The organism is Exiguobacterium profundum (assembly GCF_042652865.1).
Lineage (GTDB): Bacteria > Bacillota > Bacilli > Exiguobacteriales > Exiguobacteriaceae > Exiguobacterium > Exiguobacterium profundum.
Window position 1 is genome coordinate 30540 of record NZ_JBHSHG010000005.1, and the last position, 22912, is coordinate 53451.

General features: G+C 48.3%; 24 protein-coding genes and 2 other annotated features. All 24 genes read right to left on the reverse strand.

From position 1 onward, the window contains the following. Positions 1-20: 20 nt before the first annotated feature. The 24 genes from rpoB to ACFO4U_RS13860 all read right to left on the reverse strand — a co-directional run bounded on the left by rpoB (position 21) and on the right by ACFO4U_RS13860 (position 22736). The gene (gene rpoB / locus ACFO4U_RS13745; protein WP_074037866.1) at positions 21-3569 is read right to left on the reverse strand and encodes a DNA-directed RNA polymerase subunit beta; all 3549 of its coding nucleotides are present in this window, start codon (positions 3567-3569) and stop codon (positions 21-23) included. A 193-nt stretch (positions 3570-3762) separates the two neighbouring features. Beyond that, positions 3763-4359, reverse strand: a complete 597-nt coding sequence (locus tag ACFO4U_RS13750) for a class I SAM-dependent methyltransferase (protein ID WP_215244433.1) — start codon at positions 4357-4359, stop codon at positions 3763-3765. A gap of 79 nt (positions 4360-4438) precedes the next feature. After that, positions 4439-4807, reverse strand: a complete 369-nt coding sequence (gene rplL / locus ACFO4U_RS13755) for a 50S ribosomal protein L7/L12 (RefSeq protein ID WP_012727687.1) — start codon at positions 4805-4807, stop codon at positions 4439-4441. 61 nt (positions 4808-4868) lie between these two features. Beyond that, positions 4869-5375 (reverse strand): 50S ribosomal protein L10, encoded by a 507-nt coding sequence (rplJ, locus tag ACFO4U_RS13760; protein ID WP_012727688.1) that lies wholly within the window; start codon positions 5373-5375, stop codon positions 4869-4871. A gap of 44 nt (positions 5376-5419) precedes the next feature. Next, positions 5420-5573, reverse strand: a sequence feature (ribosomal protein L10 leader region). 59 nt (positions 5574-5632) lie between these two features. Next, positions 5633-6319, reverse strand: a complete 687-nt coding sequence (gene rplA / locus ACFO4U_RS13765) for a 50S ribosomal protein L1 (protein ID WP_012727689.1) — start codon at positions 6317-6319, stop codon at positions 5633-5635. Positions 6320-6413: 94 nt separating this feature from the next. Further along, positions 6414-6839: a 50S ribosomal protein L11 gene (gene rplK / locus ACFO4U_RS13770; RefSeq protein ID WP_012727690.1), complete on the reverse strand. Its 426-nt coding sequence runs from the start codon at positions 6837-6839 to the stop codon at positions 6414-6416. Between the two features lie 147 nt (positions 6840-6986). Continuing rightward, complete coding sequence (gene nusG / locus ACFO4U_RS13775) at positions 6987-7538, reverse strand: transcription termination/antitermination protein NusG (protein WP_012727691.1); 552 nt, start codon at positions 7536-7538, stop codon at positions 6987-6989. Positions 7539-7554: 16 nt separating this feature from the next. Further along, on the reverse strand, positions 7555-7725 hold the full coding sequence (gene secE, locus ACFO4U_RS13780; protein WP_012727692.1) for a preprotein translocase subunit SecE: 171 nt from the start codon (positions 7723-7725) through the stop codon (positions 7555-7557). A gap of 34 nt (positions 7726-7759) precedes the next feature. Then, the gene (rpmG, locus tag ACFO4U_RS13785) at positions 7760-7906 is read right to left on the reverse strand and encodes a 50S ribosomal protein L33 (protein WP_012727693.1); all 147 of its coding nucleotides are present in this window, start codon (positions 7904-7906) and stop codon (positions 7760-7762) included. Positions 7907-8034: 128 nt separating this feature from the next. Beyond that, positions 8035-8676: an RNA polymerase sporulation sigma factor SigH gene (gene sigH / locus ACFO4U_RS13790; RefSeq protein ID WP_012727694.1), complete on the reverse strand. Its 642-nt coding sequence runs from the start codon at positions 8674-8676 to the stop codon at positions 8035-8037. A 209-nt stretch (positions 8677-8885) separates the two neighbouring features. Next, positions 8886-9425: a YacP-like NYN domain-containing protein gene (locus ACFO4U_RS13795; RefSeq protein WP_012727695.1), complete on the reverse strand. Its 540-nt coding sequence runs from the start codon at positions 9423-9425 to the stop codon at positions 8886-8888. Then, a complete protein-coding gene (rlmB, locus tag ACFO4U_RS13800) occupies positions 9422-10171 on the reverse strand; it encodes a 23S rRNA (guanosine(2251)-2'-O)-methyltransferase RlmB (protein ID WP_031421850.1) in 750 nt (249 codons plus the stop codon). Before rlmB ends, ACFO4U_RS13795 begins: the two co-directional genes overlap by 4 nt. 109 nt (positions 10172-10280) lie before the next feature. After that, on the reverse strand, positions 10281-10685 hold the full coding sequence (locus ACFO4U_RS13805) for a Mini-ribonuclease 3 (protein ID WP_074035355.1): 405 nt from the start codon (positions 10683-10685) through the stop codon (positions 10281-10283). Beyond that, positions 10682-12079, reverse strand: a complete 1398-nt coding sequence (cysS, locus tag ACFO4U_RS13810; RefSeq protein WP_159563156.1) for a cysteine--tRNA ligase — start codon at positions 12077-12079, stop codon at positions 10682-10684. Before cysS ends, ACFO4U_RS13805 begins: the two co-directional genes overlap by 4 nt. Continuing rightward, a complete protein-coding gene (gene cysE, locus ACFO4U_RS13815) occupies positions 12048-12737 on the reverse strand; it encodes a serine O-acetyltransferase (RefSeq protein ID WP_215244432.1) in 690 nt (229 codons plus the stop codon). The genes cysS and cysE overlap by 32 nt, the downstream gene beginning before the upstream one ends. 51 nt (positions 12738-12788) lie before the next feature. Continuing rightward, positions 12789-12996: a binding site (T-box leader), on the reverse strand. Beyond that, positions 12996-14453, reverse strand: coding sequence for a glutamate--tRNA ligase (gene gltX, locus ACFO4U_RS13820; protein WP_201302271.1), 1458 nt, complete (start codon positions 14451-14453; stop codon positions 12996-12998). It overlaps the preceding feature by 1 nt. A gap of 45 nt (positions 14454-14498) precedes the next feature. Then, a complete protein-coding gene (gene ispF, locus ACFO4U_RS13825; protein WP_012727701.1) occupies positions 14499-14972 on the reverse strand; it encodes a 2-C-methyl-D-erythritol 2,4-cyclodiphosphate synthase in 474 nt (157 codons plus the stop codon). Further along, the gene (gene ispD, locus ACFO4U_RS13830) at positions 14969-15649 is read right to left on the reverse strand and encodes a 2-C-methyl-D-erythritol 4-phosphate cytidylyltransferase (protein WP_012727702.1); all 681 of its coding nucleotides are present in this window, start codon (positions 15647-15649) and stop codon (positions 14969-14971) included. Before ispD ends, ispF begins: the two co-directional genes overlap by 4 nt. A gap of 55 nt (positions 15650-15704) precedes the next feature. Continuing rightward, complete coding sequence (locus ACFO4U_RS13835; protein WP_078147872.1) at positions 15705-16769, reverse strand: PIN/TRAM domain-containing protein; 1065 nt, start codon at positions 16767-16769, stop codon at positions 15705-15707. 114 nt (positions 16770-16883) lie between these two features. Next, complete coding sequence (radA, locus tag ACFO4U_RS13840; protein ID WP_012727704.1) at positions 16884-18260, reverse strand: DNA repair protein RadA; 1377 nt, start codon at positions 18258-18260, stop codon at positions 16884-16886. 56 nt (positions 18261-18316) lie between these two features. After that, positions 18317-20752, reverse strand: coding sequence for an ATP-dependent Clp protease ATP-binding subunit (locus ACFO4U_RS13845; RefSeq protein ID WP_012727705.1), 2436 nt, complete (start codon positions 20750-20752; stop codon positions 18317-18319). A 24-nt stretch (positions 20753-20776) separates the two neighbouring features. Next, positions 20777-21820 carry a protein arginine kinase gene (locus ACFO4U_RS13850; protein WP_215244431.1) on the reverse strand — a complete coding sequence of 348 codons (1044 nt, stop codon included), beginning with the start codon at positions 21818-21820 and terminating at the stop codon, positions 20777-20779. Then, positions 21820-22254 carry a UvrB/UvrC motif-containing protein gene (locus ACFO4U_RS13855; protein WP_074035342.1) on the reverse strand — a complete coding sequence of 145 codons (435 nt, stop codon included), beginning with the start codon at positions 22252-22254 and terminating at the stop codon, positions 21820-21822. Before ACFO4U_RS13855 ends, ACFO4U_RS13850 begins: the two co-directional genes overlap by 1 nt. 5 nt (positions 22255-22259) lie before the next feature. After that, on the reverse strand, positions 22260-22736 hold the full coding sequence (locus ACFO4U_RS13860) for a CtsR family transcriptional regulator (protein ID WP_012727708.1): 477 nt from the start codon (positions 22734-22736) through the stop codon (positions 22260-22262). Between the last annotated feature and the right edge of the window lie 176 nt (positions 22737-22912).

Consider the following 22912-nt stretch of genomic DNA (forward strand, 5'->3'; position numbering starts at 1 on the left):
GGCCGACCTCCCTTTTCGCCTTATTCCTCTTCCGTAACAGTCGGTTGAACGACTTGTTCTAACGCCGATGTTGCGTTCGGGATGTTGTCGTCATCTTCATCTTTCATTTCGACTTCTTCATCATCCGCTGACATCATCTTGACTTCCATACCGAGCGCTTGAAGCTCTTTGATCAAGACGCGGAATGATTCAGGAACGCCCGCTTTCGGAACGCTCTCGCCTTTCACGATGGCCTCATATGCTTTCACACGACCGACCGTGTCATCCGACTTGATTGTCAAGATTTCTTGGAGCGTGTAGGCTGCACCGTACGCTTCAAGAGCCCAAACTTCCATCTCCCCGAAGCGCTGACCACCGAACTGTGCTTTACCACCGAGCGGTTGTTGCGTAACGAGTGAGTATGGTCCTGTCGAACGAGCGTGAAGTTTGTCATCAACCATGTGCGCGAGTTTGATCATGTACATGACACCGACCGAGACGCGGTTATCGAACGGTTCACCCGTACGACCGTCATAGAGACGTGTTTTCGCATCTTTATCCATACCAGCCTCTTCAATCGTTGCCCATACGTCTTCCTCACGCGCTCCATCGAATACAGGTGTTGCCACTTTGATACCGAGCTTCTTCGCCGCCATACCAAGGTGGAGCTCAAGTACCTGACCGATGTTCATACGAGATGGTACCCCAAGCGGGTTGAGCATGATGTCAACCGGTGTACCGTCTGGCATGTATGGCATATCTTCTTCAGGGAGGATTCGCGAGATAACACCTTTGTTACCGTGACGTCCCGCCATCTTATCCCCTTCGTGAATCTTACGTTTTTGAACGATATAGACACGTACCATTTGGTTGACGCCTGGAGACAACTCGTCACCGTTTTCACGGTCGAACACTTTGACATCCAAGATGATTCCGTCTCCACCGTTTGGTACACGAAGTGACGTATCACGTACTTCACGTGCCTTCTCACCGAAGATTGCGTGCAAGAGACGCTCTTCCGCCGTCAATTCTGTAACGCCCTTAGGTGTTACTTTACCGACGAGGATGTCGCCATCCTTGACTTCAGCTCCGATGCGGATAATTCCACGATCGTCCAAGTTACGAAGTGCGTCATCTCCGACGTTTGGAATATCACGTGTGATTTCCTCTGGTCCGAGTTTCGTGTCGCGTGACTCTGACTCGTACTCTTCGATATGAATCGACGTGTACACGTCATCTTTCACGAGACGCTCACTCATGATGATCGCATCCTCATAGTTGTAACCATCCCATGTCATGAAGGCAACGACGACGTTACGGCCGAGCGCGAGCTCACCCATATCCATCGATGGACCGTCTGCAAGGATTTCTCCTTTTTCGACACGGTCACCAGCTGCGATGATTGGTTTTTGGTTATAGCATGTCCCTTGGTTCGAACGGACATATTTTTGAAGTTTGTAACGGTCAAGGTCACCTGAAACCTCAGAACCGTTCACGTCAGACGTGCGACGGATCAAGATTTCACGCGCTGTGACGCGTTCGACGACACCTGGGTATTTCGCAACAATAGCTGCCCCAGAGTCTTTCGCAGATACGTACTCCATGCCGGTACCGACAATCGGTGAATCCGGTTGAAGGAGTGGTACTGCTTGACGTTGCATGTTCGCTCCCATGAGGGCACGGTTCGAGTCATCGTTCTCGAGGAACGGGATACATGCCGTTGCGGCAGAAACAACCTGTTTCGGCGAAACGTCCATGTAGTCCACTCGGCTTGGCTCGACTGACAAGTTTTGTCCGCGGAAACGGCAAAGAACTTGTTCGTCTGCAAAGTGGCCATCTTCTGTGAGCGGCATGTTTGCCTGTGCGACGACATAGAGGTCTTCCTCATCAGCCGTCATATATTGAATGTCGCCAGTGACAAGACCTGTTTCTGGGTCAACACGACGGTATGGTGCTTCGATGAAACCGTACTCGTTCACTTTCGCATAAGACGAGAGTGAGTTGATGAGTCCGATGTTCGGCCCCTCTGGTGTTTCGATTGGACACATCCGACCGTAGTGCGAATAGTGAACGTCTCGAACTTCGAAACCAGCACGCTCACGTGTCAAACCACCCGGTCCAAGTGCAGAGAGACGACGCTTGTGCGTGAGCTCTGCGAGCGGGTTCGTTTGGTCCATGAACTGTGACAATTGCGAGCTACCGAAGAACTCTTTAAGTGATGCGATAACCGGGCGGATGTTGATGAGCGCCTGTGGTGTGATCGCATTTTGATCTTGAATCGACATACGTTCTTTTACGACACGTTCCATACGGGAAAGCCCGATCCGGAATTGGTTTTGGAGAAGTTCTCCGACTGAACGAAGACGACGGTTTCCTAAGTGGTCGATGTCATCTGTTGTTCCGACTTCGTGAAGTAAGTTGAAGAAGTAGTTGATTGAAGCGATAATATCGGCTGGCGTAATATGTTTTACGCTGCGATCGATATTGCCATTTCCGATGATGTTCAAGATACGCTCTCCATCTGGGTCATCCGGTGAGATGACTTTGATTGACTGAAGACCGAATGGCTCACCTTCAGCGACACCACCAGTTGGTTCCGCATCGATATAGCCAAGGCCGTTCTCCAAGTGCGGGAGGATACGATCTAAGTTGCGGCGGTCGAGGATTGTTCCAGCTTCGGCGAGTACTTCGCCTGTTTCCGGGTCCACGAGCGTTTCCGCTAATTTTTGACCGAACAAACGGTTCTTAAGATGAAGTTTTTTGTTCATCTTATAGCGACCGACGTTCGCTAAGTCGTAACGTTTCGGGTCGAAGAAACGTGATACGAGAAGAGATTTCGCATTTTCTACCGTTGGTGGTTCACCAGGGCGGAGACGCTCATAAATCTCGATCAACGCTTTCTCTGTAGACTCCGTATTATCTTTTTCAAGGGTGTTACGAAGGTATTCGTCATCCCCGAGAAGGTCGATAATTTCTTGGTCCGTACCGAATCCGAGGGCACGCAACAACACCGTTACCGGAATTTTACGGGTACGGTCGATACGAACATAAACGATATCTTTGGCATCTGTCTCGAGTTCGAGCCAAGCACCACGGTTCGGGATGACAGTTGCGCCAAATCCACGTTTACCGTTTTTATCGAGTTTAGCGTTATAGTACACGCTCGGTGAACGGACAAGCTGGGAAACGATGACGCGTTCTGCACCATTGATGATAAACGTTCCCGATTCTGTCATGAGCGGGAAATCCCCCATGAACACTTCTTGTTCTTTGAGCTCACCTGTCTCTTTGTTTTGGAGACGCACTTTTACGCGAAGTGGCGCAGAATAAGTAACGTCGCGCTCCTTCGATTCATCGATAGAATACTTCGGCTCACTGAGCGAGTAATCGATGAACTCCAATACGAGGTTTCCTGTGAAGTCGGAAATCGGTGAAATGTCTGTGAACATTTCCTTCAATCCTTCACGCAAGAACCACTCATAAGAAGCAGTTTGAATTTCAATCAAATTCGGAAGCTCTAATACCTCACTGATACGGGCAAAGCTTCTTCTCTGACGGTGACGACCGTACTGAACAAGTTGACCAGTCAACTGATTCACCTCTCAGACCCCCAATTCTTTAGCGAATTTTTCGGGCGTAATAATCGAACATTGTCATTGAATGTCGCTCGTTTTCCGTCTCTAAAAAGCGGCAGACACGGCAGTTTCAAGCGAATTCCATTCCAATGGCATTTTATAATGTTAGCATATACGTTATAGCGAGTCAACAAGACTTCACCGTTTGTCAAGACCGAATTGCTCGAAAAATAAAGTAACCTTTCTCTTTCGCGATCGTTTCAACTTGACCAAACACCTCTTCTAATAACTTTTTAGCAGAAGGTGCTCCTTGTTTCTTTTGAATGACGACATAGATTGCTCCTCCACCGACGAGGTGCGTATGTGCTTCACGCAAGATCGTATGGACGACTTGTTTCCCCGCACGAATCGGCGGATTGGTGACAATGGCGGCAAACCGTTCTCCCCCCACCGCGTCATACGCGTGAGAAAGCCGTGTTTCGACCGTCACTCCATTACGGGCGGCGTTTTGCTCAGAGAGCGCCAGCGCACGCTCATTCACATCAATGAGCAAGGCCTCACGCCCAGAGGCATCGGCAAGCGAGATCCCCATCGGACCATAGCCGCAGCCTACATCTAAAATACGTCCCGACACATCAGGCATCTCAAACGTTTCAATTAAAAGACGTGACCCAAAATCGACCGACCCTTTCGAGAACACACCGCGGTCCGAAGTGAAATGATACTGTTTCCCTCGCAACTCGTACGTCCATGTCTCCGGGGCACTTTCCGAACGTGGATCGTTCGTATAGTAATGATCTCCCATGCGTTGAACCTCCTAACCCATTCTTCAAGGAAATAAAAGAAGCTCGCCATGGCGAGCTTCTATAGGTTGTGAAGTAGAATTACTTAACTTCAACAGATGCGCCAGCTTCTTCAAGCTTAGCTTTGATTGCGTCAGCGTCTTCTTTAGAAACGCCTTCTTTGACTGGAGCTGGAGTTCCGTCAACGAGTGCTTTTGCTTCTTTAAGACCGAGACCTGTGATTTCACGAACAGCTTTGATGACGTTGATTTTACCAGCGCCAGCGTTTGTGAGGATTACGTCGAATTCAGTTTTCTCTTCAGCTGCTGCGCCTGCGCCAGCACCTGCAACTGCTACTGGAGCTGCTGCTGATACGCCGAATTCTTCTTCGATTGTTTTTACGAGTTCGTTAAGTTCGAGAACCGTCATTGATTTGAGGTCTTCGATGAATTGCTCTTTGTTGAAAGCCATTATGGTTTTCCTCCTTTGATGTTGTAAAAAAGTTTTTTTGAGTTACGCTACGCGACAAAAATTAAGCTGATTGCTCTTCTTTTTGTTCTGCGATTGCATTTGTTGCGACTGCGAGCCCACGGATTGGAGCTTGAAGTACGCTGAGAAGCATCGAGAGAAGACCATCGCGTGATGGAAGTTCTGCAAGGGCTTTGATTTCTTCGAGTGAAGAAACTTTACCTTCGATGATTCCGCCTTTAAGTTCGAGCGCTTTGTGCTCTTTCGAGAAGTCGTTCAAGATCTTCGCTGGAGCAATAACGTCTTCTTTAGAGAAGGCGATTGCTGTAGGACCAGTGAAGACTTCGTCAAGACCTTCGAAGTTCGACTGAGTAGCTGCGCGGCGAAGAAGACCGTTCTTGTAAACTTTGAACTCGATTCCAGCGTCACGGAGTGATTTACGGAGTGTAGTCACTTCTTCAACTGTAAGTCCACGGTAGTCAACAACAACTGTTCCAACGCTCGCTTGCATTTTCTCAGCGATTTCATCGACGAGTGCCGATTTCTGAGCTACGATTTTTTCGTTTGCCATGTGTTTGCACCTCCTAGTCAATTCTTATACCGGACGAGAGGCTGCTCTCCAAAAGAAATCCCTCGTATGAAGACATACGAGGGCGTAATTGTTTGAAAGTAAACCTGTGACAACAGGCTCAAGTTCGAGCAAAGACACCTCGGAAGGGTTTACGGACCGATGTCCACCTTCTGTCTACGGTAATCCAACATATTCGGTTGAACGTGTATTACTTTATCAGCGGTGTCACACGTTGTCAACAATTTATTTCAACAAGATTACTTAAGGAAATCTGCAGTCGCTACACGGATCCCAGGACCCATTGTAGATGAAAGCGAGATGTTTTTAAGGTAAGTTCCTTTTGCAGTAGCAGGCTTCACTTTCATGAGTGTTTCGAGAATTGTCTCGATGTTCTCAGAGAGTTTAGATGCTTCAAATGATTTCTTACCAACTGGAACGTGGATGTTACCAGCTTTATCAACACGGTATTCAACTTTACCAGCTTTGATATCCGCGATTGCTTTTTCTACGTCGAAAGTAACTGTTCCTGTTTTCGGGTTAGGCATGAGGCCTTTAGGTCCGAGAACACGACCAAGTTTACCAACCTCACCCATCATGTCAGGTGTCGCAACGATTACATCGAAGTCGAACCATCCTTGTTGGATTTTGTTGATGTACTCAGCGTCGCCAACGTAGTCTGCTCCAGCAGCTTCCGCTTCTTTCACTTTCTCACCTTTTGCGAAGACGAGAACTTTTTGTGTTTTACCAGTACCGTGTGGAAGTACAACGGCACCACGGATTTGTTGGTCTGCTTTCTTCGGATCTACGCCGAGACGGACAGCAACTTCGATTGTTTCATCGAATTTAGCAGTAGCTGTTTTTTGAACGAGCTCGACAGCTTCAGCGAGGTCGTATGACTTCGTGCGGTCAACAAGCTTAGCTGCTTCTTGGTGTTTTTTACCCATGATCTTTTCCTCCTTGTGGTTAGCGGAATTTCCTCCCACATAATGAAGGGATTGAAGGTGAGCAGTATTCACCGACAACCCCAGAGACTAGCAATTAGTCTTCGATTACAATACCCATACTACGTGCAGTACCTTCAACCATAAGCATCGCTGTTTCTACAGATGATGCGTTAAGGTCAGGCATTTTAAGTTCAGCGATTTCGCGAACTTTGTCACGCTTAACCGTTGCTACTTTCTTACGGTTTGGTTCACCAGAACCACTCTCGATACCAGCAGCTTTCTTCAAGAGAACTGCAGCTGGTGGAGTTTTCGTAATGAATGTAAACGAACGATCTTCGTATACCGTGATGACTACAGGAATAATCAATCCGGCTTGGTCTTGTGTACGAGCGTTGAACTCTTTACAGAATCCCATGATGTTAACACCTGCTTGACCAAGTGCTGGACCTACTGGTGGAGCTGGGTTTGCTTTACCAGCTGGGATTTGAAGTTTAACGAGTTTAGAAACTTTTTTCGCCACGAGACACACCTCCTTAAGTCTAAAATGTGGTTTCTTGGACGTTGTGCGCCCTCCCACTCAATCTATTAGGTCGAGTTTGTACCGAAATAAAGCACAACATCAAACATTTTCGATTGTACCATCCGTTTTACGGATTAGCAAGTGGGTTTAGTTAATTTTCTGAACTTGTTCGAAATCAAGTTCAATTTTCGTTTCACGACCGAACATGTCGACCACGACTTTGAGCTTCTCTTTGTCGGCCTCAATCTCGTCGATTGTTCCTTCAAAGTTCTCAAATGCGCCTTCTTTCACGCGGACAAGGTCACCGAGTTCATAGTTGTAACGATCTTTCTTCTCGATGAGTCCCATTTGTGACAAGACGTTTGTCACTTCGTCCGGTTGGAGTGGGATCGGTTTTGCCCCACCACCCGTTGAACCGAGGAAGCCGGTGACGTTTGGCGTGTTGCGGACAACATACCATGAATCGTCAGTCATGACCATCTCTACGAACACATAGCCCGGGAAACTTTTGACTTCACGTTCTTTGATTTTCTTCTCGCCACTCTTCAATGTGACTTCTTCTTGCGTCGTTTCAGTCGGGACGAGGACGCGGAAAATTTTATCTTCCATGTTCATCGAACCGATTCGACGTTCTAGGTTTTCTTTGACGTTATTCTCAAAACCTGAGTACGTCTGGACAACAAACCATTGTTTCTCCACGGCTTTCACCTCTTCCTTAGTTAATCAATAAATTGACGAGATAACTGACGCCAGTATCTACGCCGAACACGAACAGGCCAATCACGACAACAGTCGCGATGACAGTAATGGTATATTTCGTGAGTTCTTTACGAGTCGGCCAACTCGTTTTCTTCAACTCTTTCCATACGTCGCGCAAAAAGTTCATGGTAGCTTCCTCCTACATTGAATACCAATCTACGTTACTTTGATTCCCGATGCAGCGTATGCGCGTTACAGCGGCGACAAAACTTCTTCATTTCAAGCCGTGTCGACACGCCGTCTTTTTTTGTCGTCGAGTACTCTCGAGACCCGCATTCTGAGCAAGCGAGACTTACTTTCTTTGCCATTCATAAGCGCCCCTTTCGACTACTCTCTCTTAAAAAAGAGCGAAAAAAAAACGCCTCCTGTAAATGGCGTCTACGGACAAGGCGCTGCTTTTAAAGTATCACATAGGAGGCACGCGGTCAATAATCGGTTAGCTCGTGAGCATCCGGACGTCGACATGACGCTCGAATTTCTTCTTCACGCGCTGTAACGCATTATCGATCGATTTGACATGACGATCGAGGTCGTCTGAAATCTCTTGATAAGAGCGCCCGTCTAAATAAAGACGCAAGACTTTCCGTTCGAGGTCACTCAAGATCTCATCCATCTTCGCTTCCATGAACGACTGTTCTTCCTGTGTCACGATTAATTCTTGTGGGTCAGTCGGATGTGGTGGCAAGATGACATCGAGCAACGTCCGGTCAGACTCTTCATCAAAAATTGGTTTATCGAGTGACACATATGAATTGAGCGGAATATGTTTTTGGCGTGTCGCCGTCTTGATTGCCGTGATCATCTGGCGGGTAATGCACATCTCGGCAAAGCTTTTGAATGACGCAAGTCGCTCGTCTTTATAATCACGCACACCTTTATAAAGGCCGATCATCCCCTCTTGGACGATGTCCTCATGATCTGCACCAATCAAAAAGTATGAACGTGCCTTCGCCCGCACAAAATACCGGTATCGTTCAATCAAAAACTCGAGCGCGTCGCTATCCCCTTCGTTGCGCGCCAATAAGACCAACTCTTCGTCTGACATTTTTTCAAACTGTTCGTACGGCCATCCGTTCATGCTCGTTACCCCCCGGCGATTGATCCTGAACTATGTAAGGTTGTGTCCCATTATAGGGCTCCCTACTCCTATGCGTCAAACAAATTTCTAAAAATTCCGTCAATTAAATACTGTGTAACTCATATATGTAATAGTATACAACATTCCTTTGCAAAAAAATGTCAAAATCGAAACAAAGACGAGTCCATTTCATGAACTCGTCCGTGATTTCAATCACCTTTTGATTTGCGACGTCGCATTTCTTCAAACTTTGCTTGAATATGTGGTGGAATATCAATCGTCTTCCGATTTGCTTGTTCTTTCTCTAGCGACACGCGCTGTTGCTCAATCAGTGTTTTCGCATGCTTCCAATCTTTCAACAGTTCGGTCGCCGGAACGCGCAATGCGCCTTGACCAAAGATGACCCACTGCTCCGTGAAATCGTTCGTCGCAACGAATAATGTAATGAGCCGGTCATCCACTAATTCATGGGCACGCCGCTCAATCCATTCGTCCGCTGTCTCATTTTCTTTCGTATAGACAACGTCGACCCGACTCCGCTTCTCTTTGGATTCACGACCATATCGCATGTGGGCGTCAAACACGATGGTGACCTCTTTGCCGGACACAGCCTGATATTCTGCCATCGCCTCAATCAACAGATTCCGTGCTTGTTCAAAATCTACATCGCGGAGACTTCTCAAGTGAGGCCACGCGCCGATGATATTATATCCGTCGACAAGAAGGAGCTCGCGCTTCAGGATACTCATGCCAATGGATGACGTGAGCGATGCACCTCATACAGGAGGAGCGCCGCTGCAACAGATGCATTGAGTGACGTGACATGACCGACCATCGGTAAATGAACAAGGAAGTCGCACGATTCGCGCACGAGTCGGCTCATCCCCTTGCCCTCACTTCCAATGACCACAACAAGTGGCATATTTCCATCCAATCGACGATAGTCCTGACTTTCTTTCGCATCGGTCCCGACAACCCACAATCCTTTTTCCTTCAACTCTTCAAGTGTCCGTGTCAAGTTCGTCACACGCGCCACCGGAATATGCTCAATGGCCCCGGTCGAGGCTTTGGCAACCGTTTGAGTCAAACCGACCGAGCGACGTTTCGGAATGATGATTCCATGTGCGCCAACGGCATCGGCGGTCCGTAGAATCGAACCGAGATTGTGCGGGTCTTCGAGCTCATCTAGCAAAATGAAGAGCGGTGTCTCCTCTTTCGAAGCTGCGAGAGCGAACATGTCTTCGACTGTTTTGTATTCATAAGCCGCAACAGCCGCAACGACTCCTTGGTGATGTTCACTGCCAGCCATCTTCTCAAGTTTCGTTTTTGGGACGAATGACACTTGGACCGATGCTTCGTTCGCCATCGCGATGATTTGAGCGAGTGGTCCCTTTTGCTGACCTTCCATAATGAATACTTTATTCATATCACGACCACTTCGCAGTGCCTCGAGTACCGGGTTACGACCGTAAAGGAAGTCAATCCCTTCCTCCATCACATCGACTTCCTTATAGTCAGGGCGTTCTGCCTTTTGGCGACGCGTGCGATCTGGTCGTTCCCCACGAGGGCGGTCAAACGTTCGTTTCTCCGCTCCCCGATTTCCGTCATGTCGTTTCGGTCGACTCGGCTTCGAGTCGTTCGAACGCTTGTTTGATGAGTTCTTCAAGACGATCCCTTCTTTCTGTCAAATAGATATACCCAATCAGTGCCTCAAACGCCGTGGAATAACGATACGTGTGCACATCGACCCGTTTCGGAACCGATCCTGATTTCGCATTCTTTCCACGTCTGACGACAGCCTGTTCCTCTTCCGTCAACGCATCCGTCTCTAACCAAAATGTCACGACGCTCGCCTGCGCCCGTGCATTGACGTAGCGGACCGCGCCCCGGTGCAAGTCATTCGGGCGCGTCAATCCTTTCTCGAGCAGGCGTCTCCGTACAGCCATTTCGTATACCACGTCTCCCATGTAGGCGAGCGCAAGGGCATTCATTTGTTTCGGTTGCATCATAACCGCTTCCACCGAACCCCTTGGGCCGTGTCTTCGAGTTGGATGCTTTGTTCTTTTAGTAAATCACGAATCTCGTCAGCCCGGGCAAAATTACGTGCCGCCCGTGCGTCGTTCCGTTCTTGAATCAATTGGTCGATCTCGGCATCCAATAGTTCTTTTTCTTCTGCCAACGTCAAGCCGAGGACACCCGTCAATTCATCAAATAGCGACAGGACCTGCTCTAGCGTCGCTTTTGCCACATGATCGGCCTTCGCATAAATGTTCGCTTCCCGTGCCAAGTCAAAGAGGACGGTCACGGCGTTGGCCGTATTGATATCATCATCCATTGATTCGATGAAAGACGCCTTGATGGATTCAAGCTTCCGTTCCATCGACTCGCTCGCCTCTCCAAGTCCAGCCGTTACCGACAAGCGATATTCAATATTTTGATAAGCTTCCTTGATTCGGCTCCAGCCGTTCGCCGCTTGTTCAATCAATTCTCGGCTATAGTTGATCGGATGACGATAATGGACAGACAACATGAAGAAGCGCAGGACCATCGGGTCGACTTCTTTCAACGCCTCATGGACGAGGAGGAAGTTTCCGAGCGACTTAGACATCTTCTCATTTTCAATGTTAATGAAGCCGTTATGCAACCAATAGTTAGCGAACTTCGCATGGTTGCAAGCTTCTGACTGAGCAATCTCGTTCTCGTGGTGTGGGAATTTCAAATCATGCCCGCCCGCGTGAATATCAATTGTTGTCCCGAGATGTTTTTTCGCCATCGCCGAGCATTCGATATGCCAGCCCGGACGTCCTTTGCCCCACGGACTATCCCATGATGGTTCATCCGGTTTAGCCGCTTTCCATAAGACGAAGTCGAGCGGGTCTTCTTTCTTCTCCCCGACATCGACACGTGACCCTGCCCGCAAATCTTCAATCGATTGCTGACTCAATTTTCCGTAAGTCTCAAACTTCTTCGTCCGGAAATACACGTCTCCTTCTGATTCATAAGCGAACCCTTCCGTCTCTAATTGACGAATGAATTCGATGATTTCTACCATCGTATCGGTAACACGCGGATGCACGTCTGCCGGTTGAACGTTAAGTGCCCCTGTATCTGCTAAATACGCCTCGATATAGCGATTCGTCAGCGTCTCCGTGTCTTCTCCTAATTCATTCGCCGTACGAATGATCTTGTCATCCACGTCTGTGAAGTTCAAGACGTATTTGACCTCGTACCCACGATACGTCAAGTAGCGACGAACCGTATCGAAGGCGATCGCCGGACGGGCGTTTCCGACATGAATGTAGTTGTAAACGGTCGGACCGCATACGTACATCGATACTTTACCCGGAACAATCGGGACAAACGGTTCTTTTTTATTCGTTAGACTGTTGTACAGCTGAATCATGTGTCTTCTCCTCCATCCGCGTTTCAAGCGTTGCTAATTTTTGTTGTAGTTCATCCACTGCCGCTTCTAAGCGTTCTTGGCATTCGCGGTCCGGATCTGGGAAACGATGATCTAGATCATGTTGCTTCACACGCTTACCGTTTCGGATGACGACACGACCTGGAATTCCGACCACGGTCGAATCAGACGGCACATCGTTCAATACGACCGAGCTCGCTCCGATTTTGACGCAATCGCCGACCGTGATGTTACCAAGTACTTTCGCCCCCGCTGAAATAAGCACGTCACTCCCGATTGTCGGGTGACGCTTCCCTTTCTCTTTCCCCGTTCCACCCAGGGTGACGCCTTGATAGATAGTGACGTCATTCCCGATAATCGCCGTCTCACCGATGACGACACCGAAACCGTGATCGATGAACACGCGGTCCCCAAGCACCGCCCCCGGATGAATTTCAATCCCGGTCAACCAACGACTGAATTGGGCTAATAATTTGGCCACCAGTTTCATGTTACGTTTCCATAATCCGTGCGCGATGCGATGTGCCCATATGGCGTGAAGGCCTGGGTAAGTCAGTGCCACTTCTACTTTCGAACGAGCGGCAGGGTCTAGTTCCAGGACAGTCCGCAAGTCTTCGCGTACACTGCTCCAAAATCCCATAATCGATATCTCCTTTTCTTATACAAAAACAAAGACGCCCCTGTGCCAAGGCACAGAGACGCCGTAAGCGCGGTTCCACTCTGTTTGGGAAAATGCGTTCCCCTCTCAAGTCTCGTTAACGCCGAGTCACGGTCTCGACTACATATCACCGAGACGGCTCAGAGGTGCACTTCTTCGGGGGACACATCTAGAACTCCCAGCCTAGGTTCTAGTCTCTGCAACGTGTCGTACCGCTTACTTTCCTCATCAATGCCTTTATTACGCTAATAGAGTTGTCAGACGCTTCAACACACGCTCTTTTCCGATTAACGAAATGGCGTTCGGGAGTTCTGGTCCATGTGTTTGTCCTGTCGTCGCGACACGGATTGGCATGAACAAGTTTTTCCCTTTTTGACCGGTAGCTTTTTGCGTCGCTTTTGTCGCCGCTTTAATCGCTTCCGGAGTGAAGTCTTCGATTGCTTCGAGCTGCTGTTTGAACTCTGCAAGAACAGCAGGTACCGTTTCACCTGAAAGGACAGCGTTCGCTTCCTCGTCATACTCGATTTCATCTTTGAAGAACAAGTCTGTCAACGCGACGATTTCTGCTCCGTGCGTCATTTGTTCTTTATACAATGCAATCAAGTTTGTCGCCCAATCCGCTTCCTCAATAGATACCGCCTCGGGTAATCGTCCTGCTTCTTGTAAGAATGGTAAACTGAGTGCCACCACTTCGTCAAGCGTGGCCTTCTTCATGTATACACTGTTGATCCAAGAAAGTTTTTGTTGGTCAAAAACTGCCGGACTCTTCGACAAACGTTTCGCATCAAACATTTCAATGAACTCTTCTTTCGAGAAGATTTCTTCTTCCCCGACAGGTGACCAGCCAAGGAGCGAAATGAAGTTGAAGAGCGCTGCTGGCAAGTAGCCGAGATCCGCATATTGTTCGATGAACTGAATGATCGATTCGTCCCGTTTTGATAACTTTTTATGTTGGTCGTTGTAGATGAGCGTCATGTGACCGAATTCAGGATAGTCCCAACCAAGTGCGTCATAGACCATCATCTGTTTTGGTGTGTTCGCGATATGGTCGTCCCCACGCAACACGTGACTGATCTTCATCAAATGGTCGTCCACGACAACTGCGAAGTTGTACGTTGGAATGCCGTCCTGTTTCACGATGACCCAGTCACCGAAATCTTTCGATTCAAACGAGACGTCTCCTTTGACGACATCTGTCCATTTATACGTCACGCCTTCCGGCACACGAATCCGAATAGACGGTTTACGCCCTTCCGCTTCAAACGCTTCACGTTCTTCAACAGTGAGGTTACGGTGCGCACCCGAGTAACGTGGTGCCTCCCCACGTGCGATTTGTGCTTCACGCTCTGCTTCAAGCTCCTCCGAGGTCATGTAGCATTTATAAGCAAGGCCTTTGCTCATCAACTCATTGACGTATTTCTCATAAATCGCAAGACGCTCCATTTGGTAATACGGACCGTAGTCTCCGTCACGACCTGGACCTTCATCCCAGTCGATGCCGAGCCATTCCAAGTATTTCATCTGACTCTCGACACCGTTCAACACATTCCGTTTCTGGTCAGTGTCTTCAATCCGAAGAATCATTTTTCCGCCAGCATGGCGAGCAAATAAGTAGTTAAACAACGCCGTCCGCGCATTTCCGATATGGAGATGCCCCGTCGGACTAGGCGCATAGCGTACACGCACTTCACTCATAATAGTTCCACCTTTCTTCTCTTCTGCCCAAATAGTATACCATTTCTGTCAAGCCCGGTTGAGTAAGATGACCGCTTGCGCCGCAATCCCTTCTTCGCGTCCCGTGAAGCCCAGTTTCTCCGTCGTCGTCGCTTTCACGTTCACCTGCTCGATGTCCGCCTCAAGAAGTTCGGCAATGACCGCGCGCATCTCATCAATGTAAGGACGAAGTTTCGGACGTTGAGCCATGACCGTCGCATCTACATTTCCGAGAACGTAGCCTTGATCTTTCACGAGCTGCCAGACGTGACGAAGCAATACTTTCGAATCTGCATCTTTAAATTCCGGATCCGTATCCGGGAAGTGTTTCCCGATATCACCTGCCGCAATTGCTCCAAGTGCCGCATCCGCAATGGTATGGAGTAACACGTCCGCATCAGAATGACCGAGAAGTCCACGCTCATGTGGGATTTCGATTCCCCCTAAGATTAACGGACGTCCTTCTGCAAATGCGTGTACATCAAAGCCTTGACCAATTCTCATTGTAATTCCTCCTTCGCTAAAATCGCGTCGCCGAACAATAAATCTTCGGGCGTCGTCATTTTGATGTTGTGATAGTCCCCAAGGACCACTTGTACCGATTCGCCGAGCCACTCAAACAAACTGGCATCATCCGTTCCCATCACCTGTTGTTCGACCGCTCGTTCATGTGCCGCCAAAATCGCTTTCGCCTGAAAGGCTTGCGGCGTTTGTGCCAACCATAAGTTTTCACGGGGAACGGTGCGTTCGATGTGATGACGTTGAACTTGTTTGACCGTATCTTTAACGGGTACCGCCAAGATGGCACCACCTTGCAGTGCCGCTTCAGCCACTTGATGCAACTGTTCACGTTTTACAAACGGACGCGCACCGTCATGAATCATCACAATCGTATCGGGTGCAACAACCTTCAGTCCTGCATGGACACTCTGTTGTCGTTCTTCCCCCCCTGCTACGTATGTAACCGGCGTCTTCATCTGTGACGTCATCGCCTCGAACCAGTCACGTTCTTCTGGCCGGATGGCTAACACCATTCGTTCGCACCACGGATCGGTATCGAACGCCTGTAACGTCCAAGCAATAATCGGTTTGTCACGGAGCGTCAGCATCAACTTATTCGCATCCGCACCCATCCGCTTCCCTCTTCCCGCAGCCGGGATGACAACTGTATAAGCTACCATGTTAATACCTCTCTTCGTGAAAAAAGAGAGCGCTCTCGCGTCTCTTTTTGATCCGTTATTCCGGACGGGCAAAAATCATACGGCCTGCAGACGTTTGTAAGACACTCGTCACAACGACAGGAAGCGTCTTCGAAATCAATTTACGTCCGCCCTCCACGACAACCATTGTCCCATCCTCAAGGTAAGCAACCCCTTGATTCTGCTCTTTTCCTTCTTTAATAACTGTCACGACCATCTCTTCACCAGGAATGACAATCTGTTTGACAGCGTTCGCCAAATCATTGATGTTCAAGACCGGTACATTTCGAACCTCACACACTTTATTTAAGTTGTAGTCATTCGTAACGACAATCCCGTTTTTCAGTTCAGCCAGTTTGATCAATTTGATATCGACTTCCGGTACATCTTCAAAGTCTCCATCATAGATCTCAACCTGGATGCGCTTGTTTTCTTGAAGTTCCTTCAAAATGTCCAGTCCACGACGTCCACGATTCCGCTTCAACGTATCCGATGAGTCGGCGATGTATTGCAGTTCGCCGATGACGAACTGGGGCACAATCAATGTCCCTTCCACGAATCCAGTCGTCGCAATATCTGCGATTCGACCGTCGATGATGACGCTCGTGTCTAAAATCTTATCATTCGAGCGTTGGACTGGTTCAGCCGCAGGCTTATCCCGTTCACTCTTCACAAATAGTTTGATCCATTCGTTACGCTTCCGATAGCCGACCGCGAAACCAAAGTAACCAAACAGGGCCGTGACAAAAATCGGGACGATTTTACTCAGTAAGAAGATATTCGTGACTTCAAGCGATACACTGATCAAAAAGGCAATCAAGAGCCCAATGATAAGACCGATCGAACCGAATAAGATATCCCCTACGGGTAAACGAACGAGCCGTTCTTCGACAAAACGAATAAATGCAACAACACCATCTGTTAAGAATAAACTAAGAATGAAGAAGATAAGTCCACCAATCAAACTTGCTACGTATGGAATCGTTAACCACTCCGGCACATTCATGCCAAGGTCTGCTAATAAAAGCGTCGCTTCGATGATTCCGAACCAACCCACGACGAGTCCAATCAAAATAAATCCGATTCGTACAGCAATCTTCACTCATTCCACCTCCTTCTATATGAAATAAAATTTCAAAAAATAACACTTTCATTGTAACACGATTTTTTCAATCACGTTCGTTACAAAGCGTTAAAAACTGCCAGTGGCGACCCGTTAGAACGGAATCGCCAACTGGAGTGCTTCGTCCACTGTCCCGACCCCGACGACTTCAATCCCTGCCGGAGCGGTCCATCCCCCCATGTTATTTTTCGGGATGATGGCCCGTGTAAAACCTAGTTTCGCCGCCTCGGCGACACGTTGCTCGATTCTTGAAACCCGTCGCACTTCCCCGGTCAATCCGACCTCACCGATGCAGACATCCGTCGGACGGGTCGGACGATCGCGGAAACTCGAGGCGATCGAGATGCAAATCGCAAGGTCAATCGCCGGCTCGTCCAGTTTGACGCCACCGGCTGCTTTCAAGTACGCATCCTGCGTCTGAAGCAAGAGACCGGAACGTTTTTCGAGCACGGCCATGAGCAGCGCGACTCGGTTTTGATCAATGCCCGTGGCCATACGTCTCGGGTTCCCGAACGATGTCGGAGAGATGAGTGCTTGGAGTTCCACGAGTACCGTCCGCGTACCTTCCATCGAGGCGACAACGGTCGAACCCGATACGCCCGCCGTGCGTTCCTCCAAGAATATTTCAGATGGATTAAGCACTTCCTCTAGTCCACTCTCTTTCATCTCGAAAATGCCAATCTCGTTCGTCGATCCAAAACGGTTTTTCACCGCCCGTAAAATACGGAACGTATGATGACGCTCCCCTTCAAAATAAAGTACCGCATCGACCATATGTTCAAGTAAGCGCGGGCCGGCAATCGACCCTTGCTTCGTCACGTGACCGACGATGAAGACCGCAATCCCTCGCGTTTTCGCAATTTTCATGAGGGCGGCCGTACATTCTCGAACTTGTGACACGCTCCCTGGCGCCGATTGAATCTCATCCATATATACCGTTTGAATCGAGTCAATGATGACAAATCCAGGTTGCTCCTCATCAATAACCCGTTCGATCATCAACATGTCCGTCTCAGCGAGCACGAACAAGTCATCGGTCGGTAAACCAAGCCGTTCCGCACGAAGTTTTGTCTGTTTGAGAGATTCCTCCCCCGAGATGTATAACACCTTTTTACCACTATGGGCTAAGTGAGCGCTAACCTGTAACAGAATGGTCGACTTCCCGATTCCCGGGTCCCCGCCGACCAAAACGAGTGAACCTGGGACAATCCCACCGCCGAGGACACGGTCAAATTCACGACTATTCGTATGCACGCGCGTCTCTTCTTGTGAGACGACATTCGCTAAGCGTTCCGGTTTCAATTGTCGCGATGAACTATGCACAAAGGCCGCTCCACGTTTGGCTTTCTTCTCTTCTACAAACTCTTCGACGAGCGTATTCCATTCATTACAACCCGGACAACGCCCCATCCACTTGGCTGATTCATATCCGCACGATTGGCAGACGTATTTCGTTTTAATTTTGGCCATAAGTTCCCTTCCTGTCTAAAAAAAGCTCCCTCTAAACGACGAGGGAGCTGAATGTTTTACTGAACTACACCTTCGTTACGAACGACGAACTCTCCATCTTGTACGTCGAGCGCAACTTTACTGCCTCTAGCGATTGTGCCGCCGAGCATTGCTTCTGAGAGGCGGTCCTCCACTTCCCGTTGAAGGGCACGACGGAGAGGACGAGCCCCGTATTCCGGATCGTAGCCGACATCGGCAATTTTATCGAGTGCCGCATCCGTCAAGCTGAAATCAACACCTTGTTCGGCGAGACGCTTCTTAAGTGTCTCTGCCATAAGTTTGATGATTTCTTGAATGTGCTCTTTTTGAAGTGAATGGAATACCGTGATTTCATCAATCCGGTTCAAGAACTCAGGTCGGAACGCTTTCTTCAATTCCTCGAGTACTTTGTCCTTCATTTCCGTATATTCACGTTTCACATCATCTTCCACTGTGAATCCTACATATTTGTTTCGTTGAAGCGCTGCGGCTCCGACGTTAGACGTCATGATGATGACTGTGTTTCGGAAGTCGACTGTGCGACCTTTCGAATCCGTCAAGCGACCGTCGTCTAACACTTGAAGCAAGATGTTGAATACTTCTGGGTGCGCTTTTTCGATTTCATCGAGTAGGATAACCGAGTAAGGTTTCCGACGCACTTTTTCAGTCAATTGACCGCCTTCTTCGTAACCAACATAACCAGGAGGCGAACCGACGAGACGGCTCGTCGCATGTTTTTCCATGTACTCGGACATGTCGATTCGAATGATGGCATCTTCATCGCCAAACATCGCTTCGGCAACTGCACGGGCGAGCTCTGTTTTCCCGACTCCGGTCGGTCCGAGGAAGATGAATGACCCGATTGGACGTTTCGGATCTTTCAATCCGGCCCGGGCGCGACGGATCGCACGGGAAATTGATTTCACCGCATCGTCTTGACCGATGACACGGTTGTGAAGAATCGATTCGAGTTTGAGGAGACGGTCTGTCTCTTCTTCGGCAATCTTCGTGACCGGTACACCTGTCCAGTTCGCAACAACTTGAGCGATATCTTCTTTCGTCACTTCAAGTTTTTCGTTACCTTGCTTGTTCTGCCATTCTGCTTTCAACTCTTCTAACTCATCGCGTAACTTCTGTTCCGTATCGCGAAGGGAAGCTGCTTTTTCAAACTCTTGGCTTTGTACGGCAGAGTCTTTCTCTTTACGAATCGATTCGAGACGGGATTCCAACTCTTTCAAATTCGGTGGTGCCGTGAATGAGCGAAGTCGTACTTTTGATGCCGCCTCGTCGACGAGGTCGATCGCCTTATCCGGCAAGAAACGATCGGAGATGTAACGGTCAGAAAGGACGACCGCCTCATGAATCGCCGTATCTGTAATTGTCACACGGTGGTGTGCTTCATAGCGATCGCGTAACCCGAGTAGGATTTGTTCAGCTTCTTCTGTTGTCGGTTCGTTCACTTGAATCGGTTGGAAGCGGCGCTCAAGCGCTGCATCTTTTTCGATGTACTTCCGGTATTCATCTAGTGTAGTCGCCCCGATACATTGAAGTTCACCGCGAGCCAATGACGGCTTAAGAATGTTAGAGGCGTCGATTGCACCTTCTGCACCACCCGCACCAATCAATGTGTGTAACTCATCGATGAAGAGAATGACATTACCAGCTTGACGAATTTCGTCCATCACTTTTTTCAAGCGATCTTCGAATTCACCACGATATTTCGTGCCTGCGACAAGCGTTCCCATATCGAGCACCATGACGCGTTTGTTTCGAAGCGTTTCAGGTACCTCGTTGTTGATGATTTGCTGAGCGAGACCTTCTACGACCGCTGTTTTCCCGACTCCTGGTTCCCCAATTAGAACCGGGTTGTTCTTCGTCCGACGCGACAACACTTCGATGACACGTTGAATTTCGCCTGCGCGTCCGATGACCGGATCCAAACGAGACTCGCGCGCTTGTTGTGTCAAATCGCGTGCCAATCCGTCAAGCGTTGGTGTTGCGGCGCTCGCCCCAGGTTGCGAAGCATTTGAAGATGACTCCGTGTTCCCGAGAAGTTGCAACACTTGTTGGCGTGCTTTCGTCAAACTGATTCCAAGGTTATTGAGGACGCGTGCCGCGACCCCTTCTCCTTCACGAATCAATCCTAGAAGGATGTGTTCCGTTCCGACGTAAGAGTGTCCCAATTTCCGAGCCTCATCCATCGAGAGCTCAATGACCTTTTTCGCACGCGGTGTGTAATGAATTGTCGATCCATTCTCTGAACCACGTCCAATCAATGATTCTACTTCTTGTTGGATTTTTTCAGAGGTCAATCCGAGGGCGAAGAGCGCTTTTGCCGCGATTCCTTCTCCTTCACGAACCAATCCTAATAAAATATGTTCTGTACCAATATTATGATGGCCAAGACGTACGGCTTCCTCTTGTGCTAAAGCTAATACGCGTTGTGCTCGTTCTGTAAATCGTCCAAACATCATTGACATAACCTCCTTATAGTTGGATCAAACTAAGCCTTGATCTAACGTCCGACGAACAAGTGTCGCTCGTTCTCGATCCCGTTCTTGCGTAGATAATGTTTTCCCGAAATGTTTTTGTAGAAAACCTGATTGTAACCGAACGATGAGTTCATGGAACTTCGGCGGACTCCAATCAGACAAAATCCCTAAGTCACTCGCTAAATGTAAATCAGATAGTCGCTCAATGGCTTCCGTAGAAGAAAGAAGTTTGGCATATCGTAAAATACCATATGACCGATAAAACCGATCCTCTAACTCTTCTTGTCGATGTGCGATGAGCTCTTCACGCGCATGACGTTCTGCTTGAATCACTTGTTCTGTCACTTCCATAAAGTCAGCTAACAGTTGTGATTCATGACTGCCTAATGTCCGCTGATTTGACAGCTGGAACAACCGTCCTGCCGTATCGCTACCTTCTCCGTAACGACCTCGAATCGTATAGCCGAGTTTTCGAAGCTCTCGCAAAATGGGGCTGATTCGACCCGTTAACGTGAGACCCGGTAAGTGTAACATGACCGAGGCCCGGAGTCCTGTTCCGATATTGCTTGGACATGTCGTCAAGTAGCCTAACTGTTCGTCAAAGGCGTATGAGAGTGATTCCGCGCACAGTGCGTCTACTTGAGTCGCTAATTCAAACGCCTCTTTCACTTGATAACCTGGGAGTAAGGTCTGAATTCGTAAATGATCTTCCTCGTTAATCAACACACTGATAGTTTCATCTTCACTTAAAAAGACTGCACTTTCTTCGTTGGTCGCAATGGCCGGACTAATCAAATGTTTTTCCATCAATGCCTGTCGGGTGACTTCATCATAATTACGCATATGAAGATATTCAAATCCCTTTAACCCATGTAACCGTCCTTCGAGACGATCACATAGTTGACGTTCTCCTTCTTTAGAAAGGACTGGCGAAAATACAGTGTCTTTGACGTTACGTGCCAGTCGGATTCTTGTGGAGACAACCAGGTCATCCAATTTGGCACGCTCTTTCATTTTGGGACCAAGTGGATGTGTTAGGAACGTTTCCATTAGACATCACCTTGCCCTTCTAATTGCTTCATTTCTTTTTGAATGCGTGCTGCTCGTTCATAATCTTCTTGTTCGACAGCACGGGTCAACTCCCCTGCCAACTTTTCGAGCCGCTCTTCGATTCGTTCATGTGGTGTACGTAACTGGTCAGGGACCGAACCGATATGATGATCATGTCCTTGTTGATATTGACGTGTGATTTTAATCAGTTCATCACGAAATACGGTATAACACATAGCACATCCTGCTTTTCGTACACGCAATAAATCTTGACGCGTCATCTGACAGGTTGGGCAGCGCTTTACGACCGGCACATAGCCCGTCATAAGTTCTACCGTGCATTGTCGACATAGCCGTTTTTTTACGGGTACGTCCTGTTCCATGACAACGACTTCATTGACAGCCGGTCGCTGTTTACAACGTTCGCATAGCATACGACTTACCCTCCATTACGATAACGAAGTACTTTCATCAGCGCGAGTAGTTGCTGACGTCGAATATAGGAGCGATCGTCAACTTGTAAGTTCAATGCTTCATCTGATAAGAGATGATAAATCAACTGCGCCTCTTGTTCGTGCATCATCTGTTCTTCAACCAATCGAATCAGCACATTTTCAACAAGCTGTTCGTTCAAACGTGGATGTTCATGAATGACATCCATCAAACTAGAGAGAACATCTTGCTTTTCGTGTAAAATAACGCGTCGAATACGAATATATCCGCCACCGCCACGTTTACTTTCTACTAAATATCCTTTTTCGACGGTAAAACGTGTGTTGATGACGTAATTGATTTGGGATGGGACACATTCGAATCGTTGTGCGATATCTTGACGTTTGATTTCAATTGCGTTTGCCTGACTTTCCTTCAAGACTTGCTTCAAATACTGTTCGATGACATCCGAAATATTTCTCATCTCCACCACCCTCTGACCATCTTTGACTTTTGACTATATTTTATCATTGATTTAAAAAAAGGCAAACGAAAAGCGATGCCTCTATGTCGAGAGCATCGCTAAAACAAAAAAACGACCGAGCGTATGCTCGGTCGTCCTGCGTTGTTGCCTGGCAACGTCCTATCCTCACAGGGGGA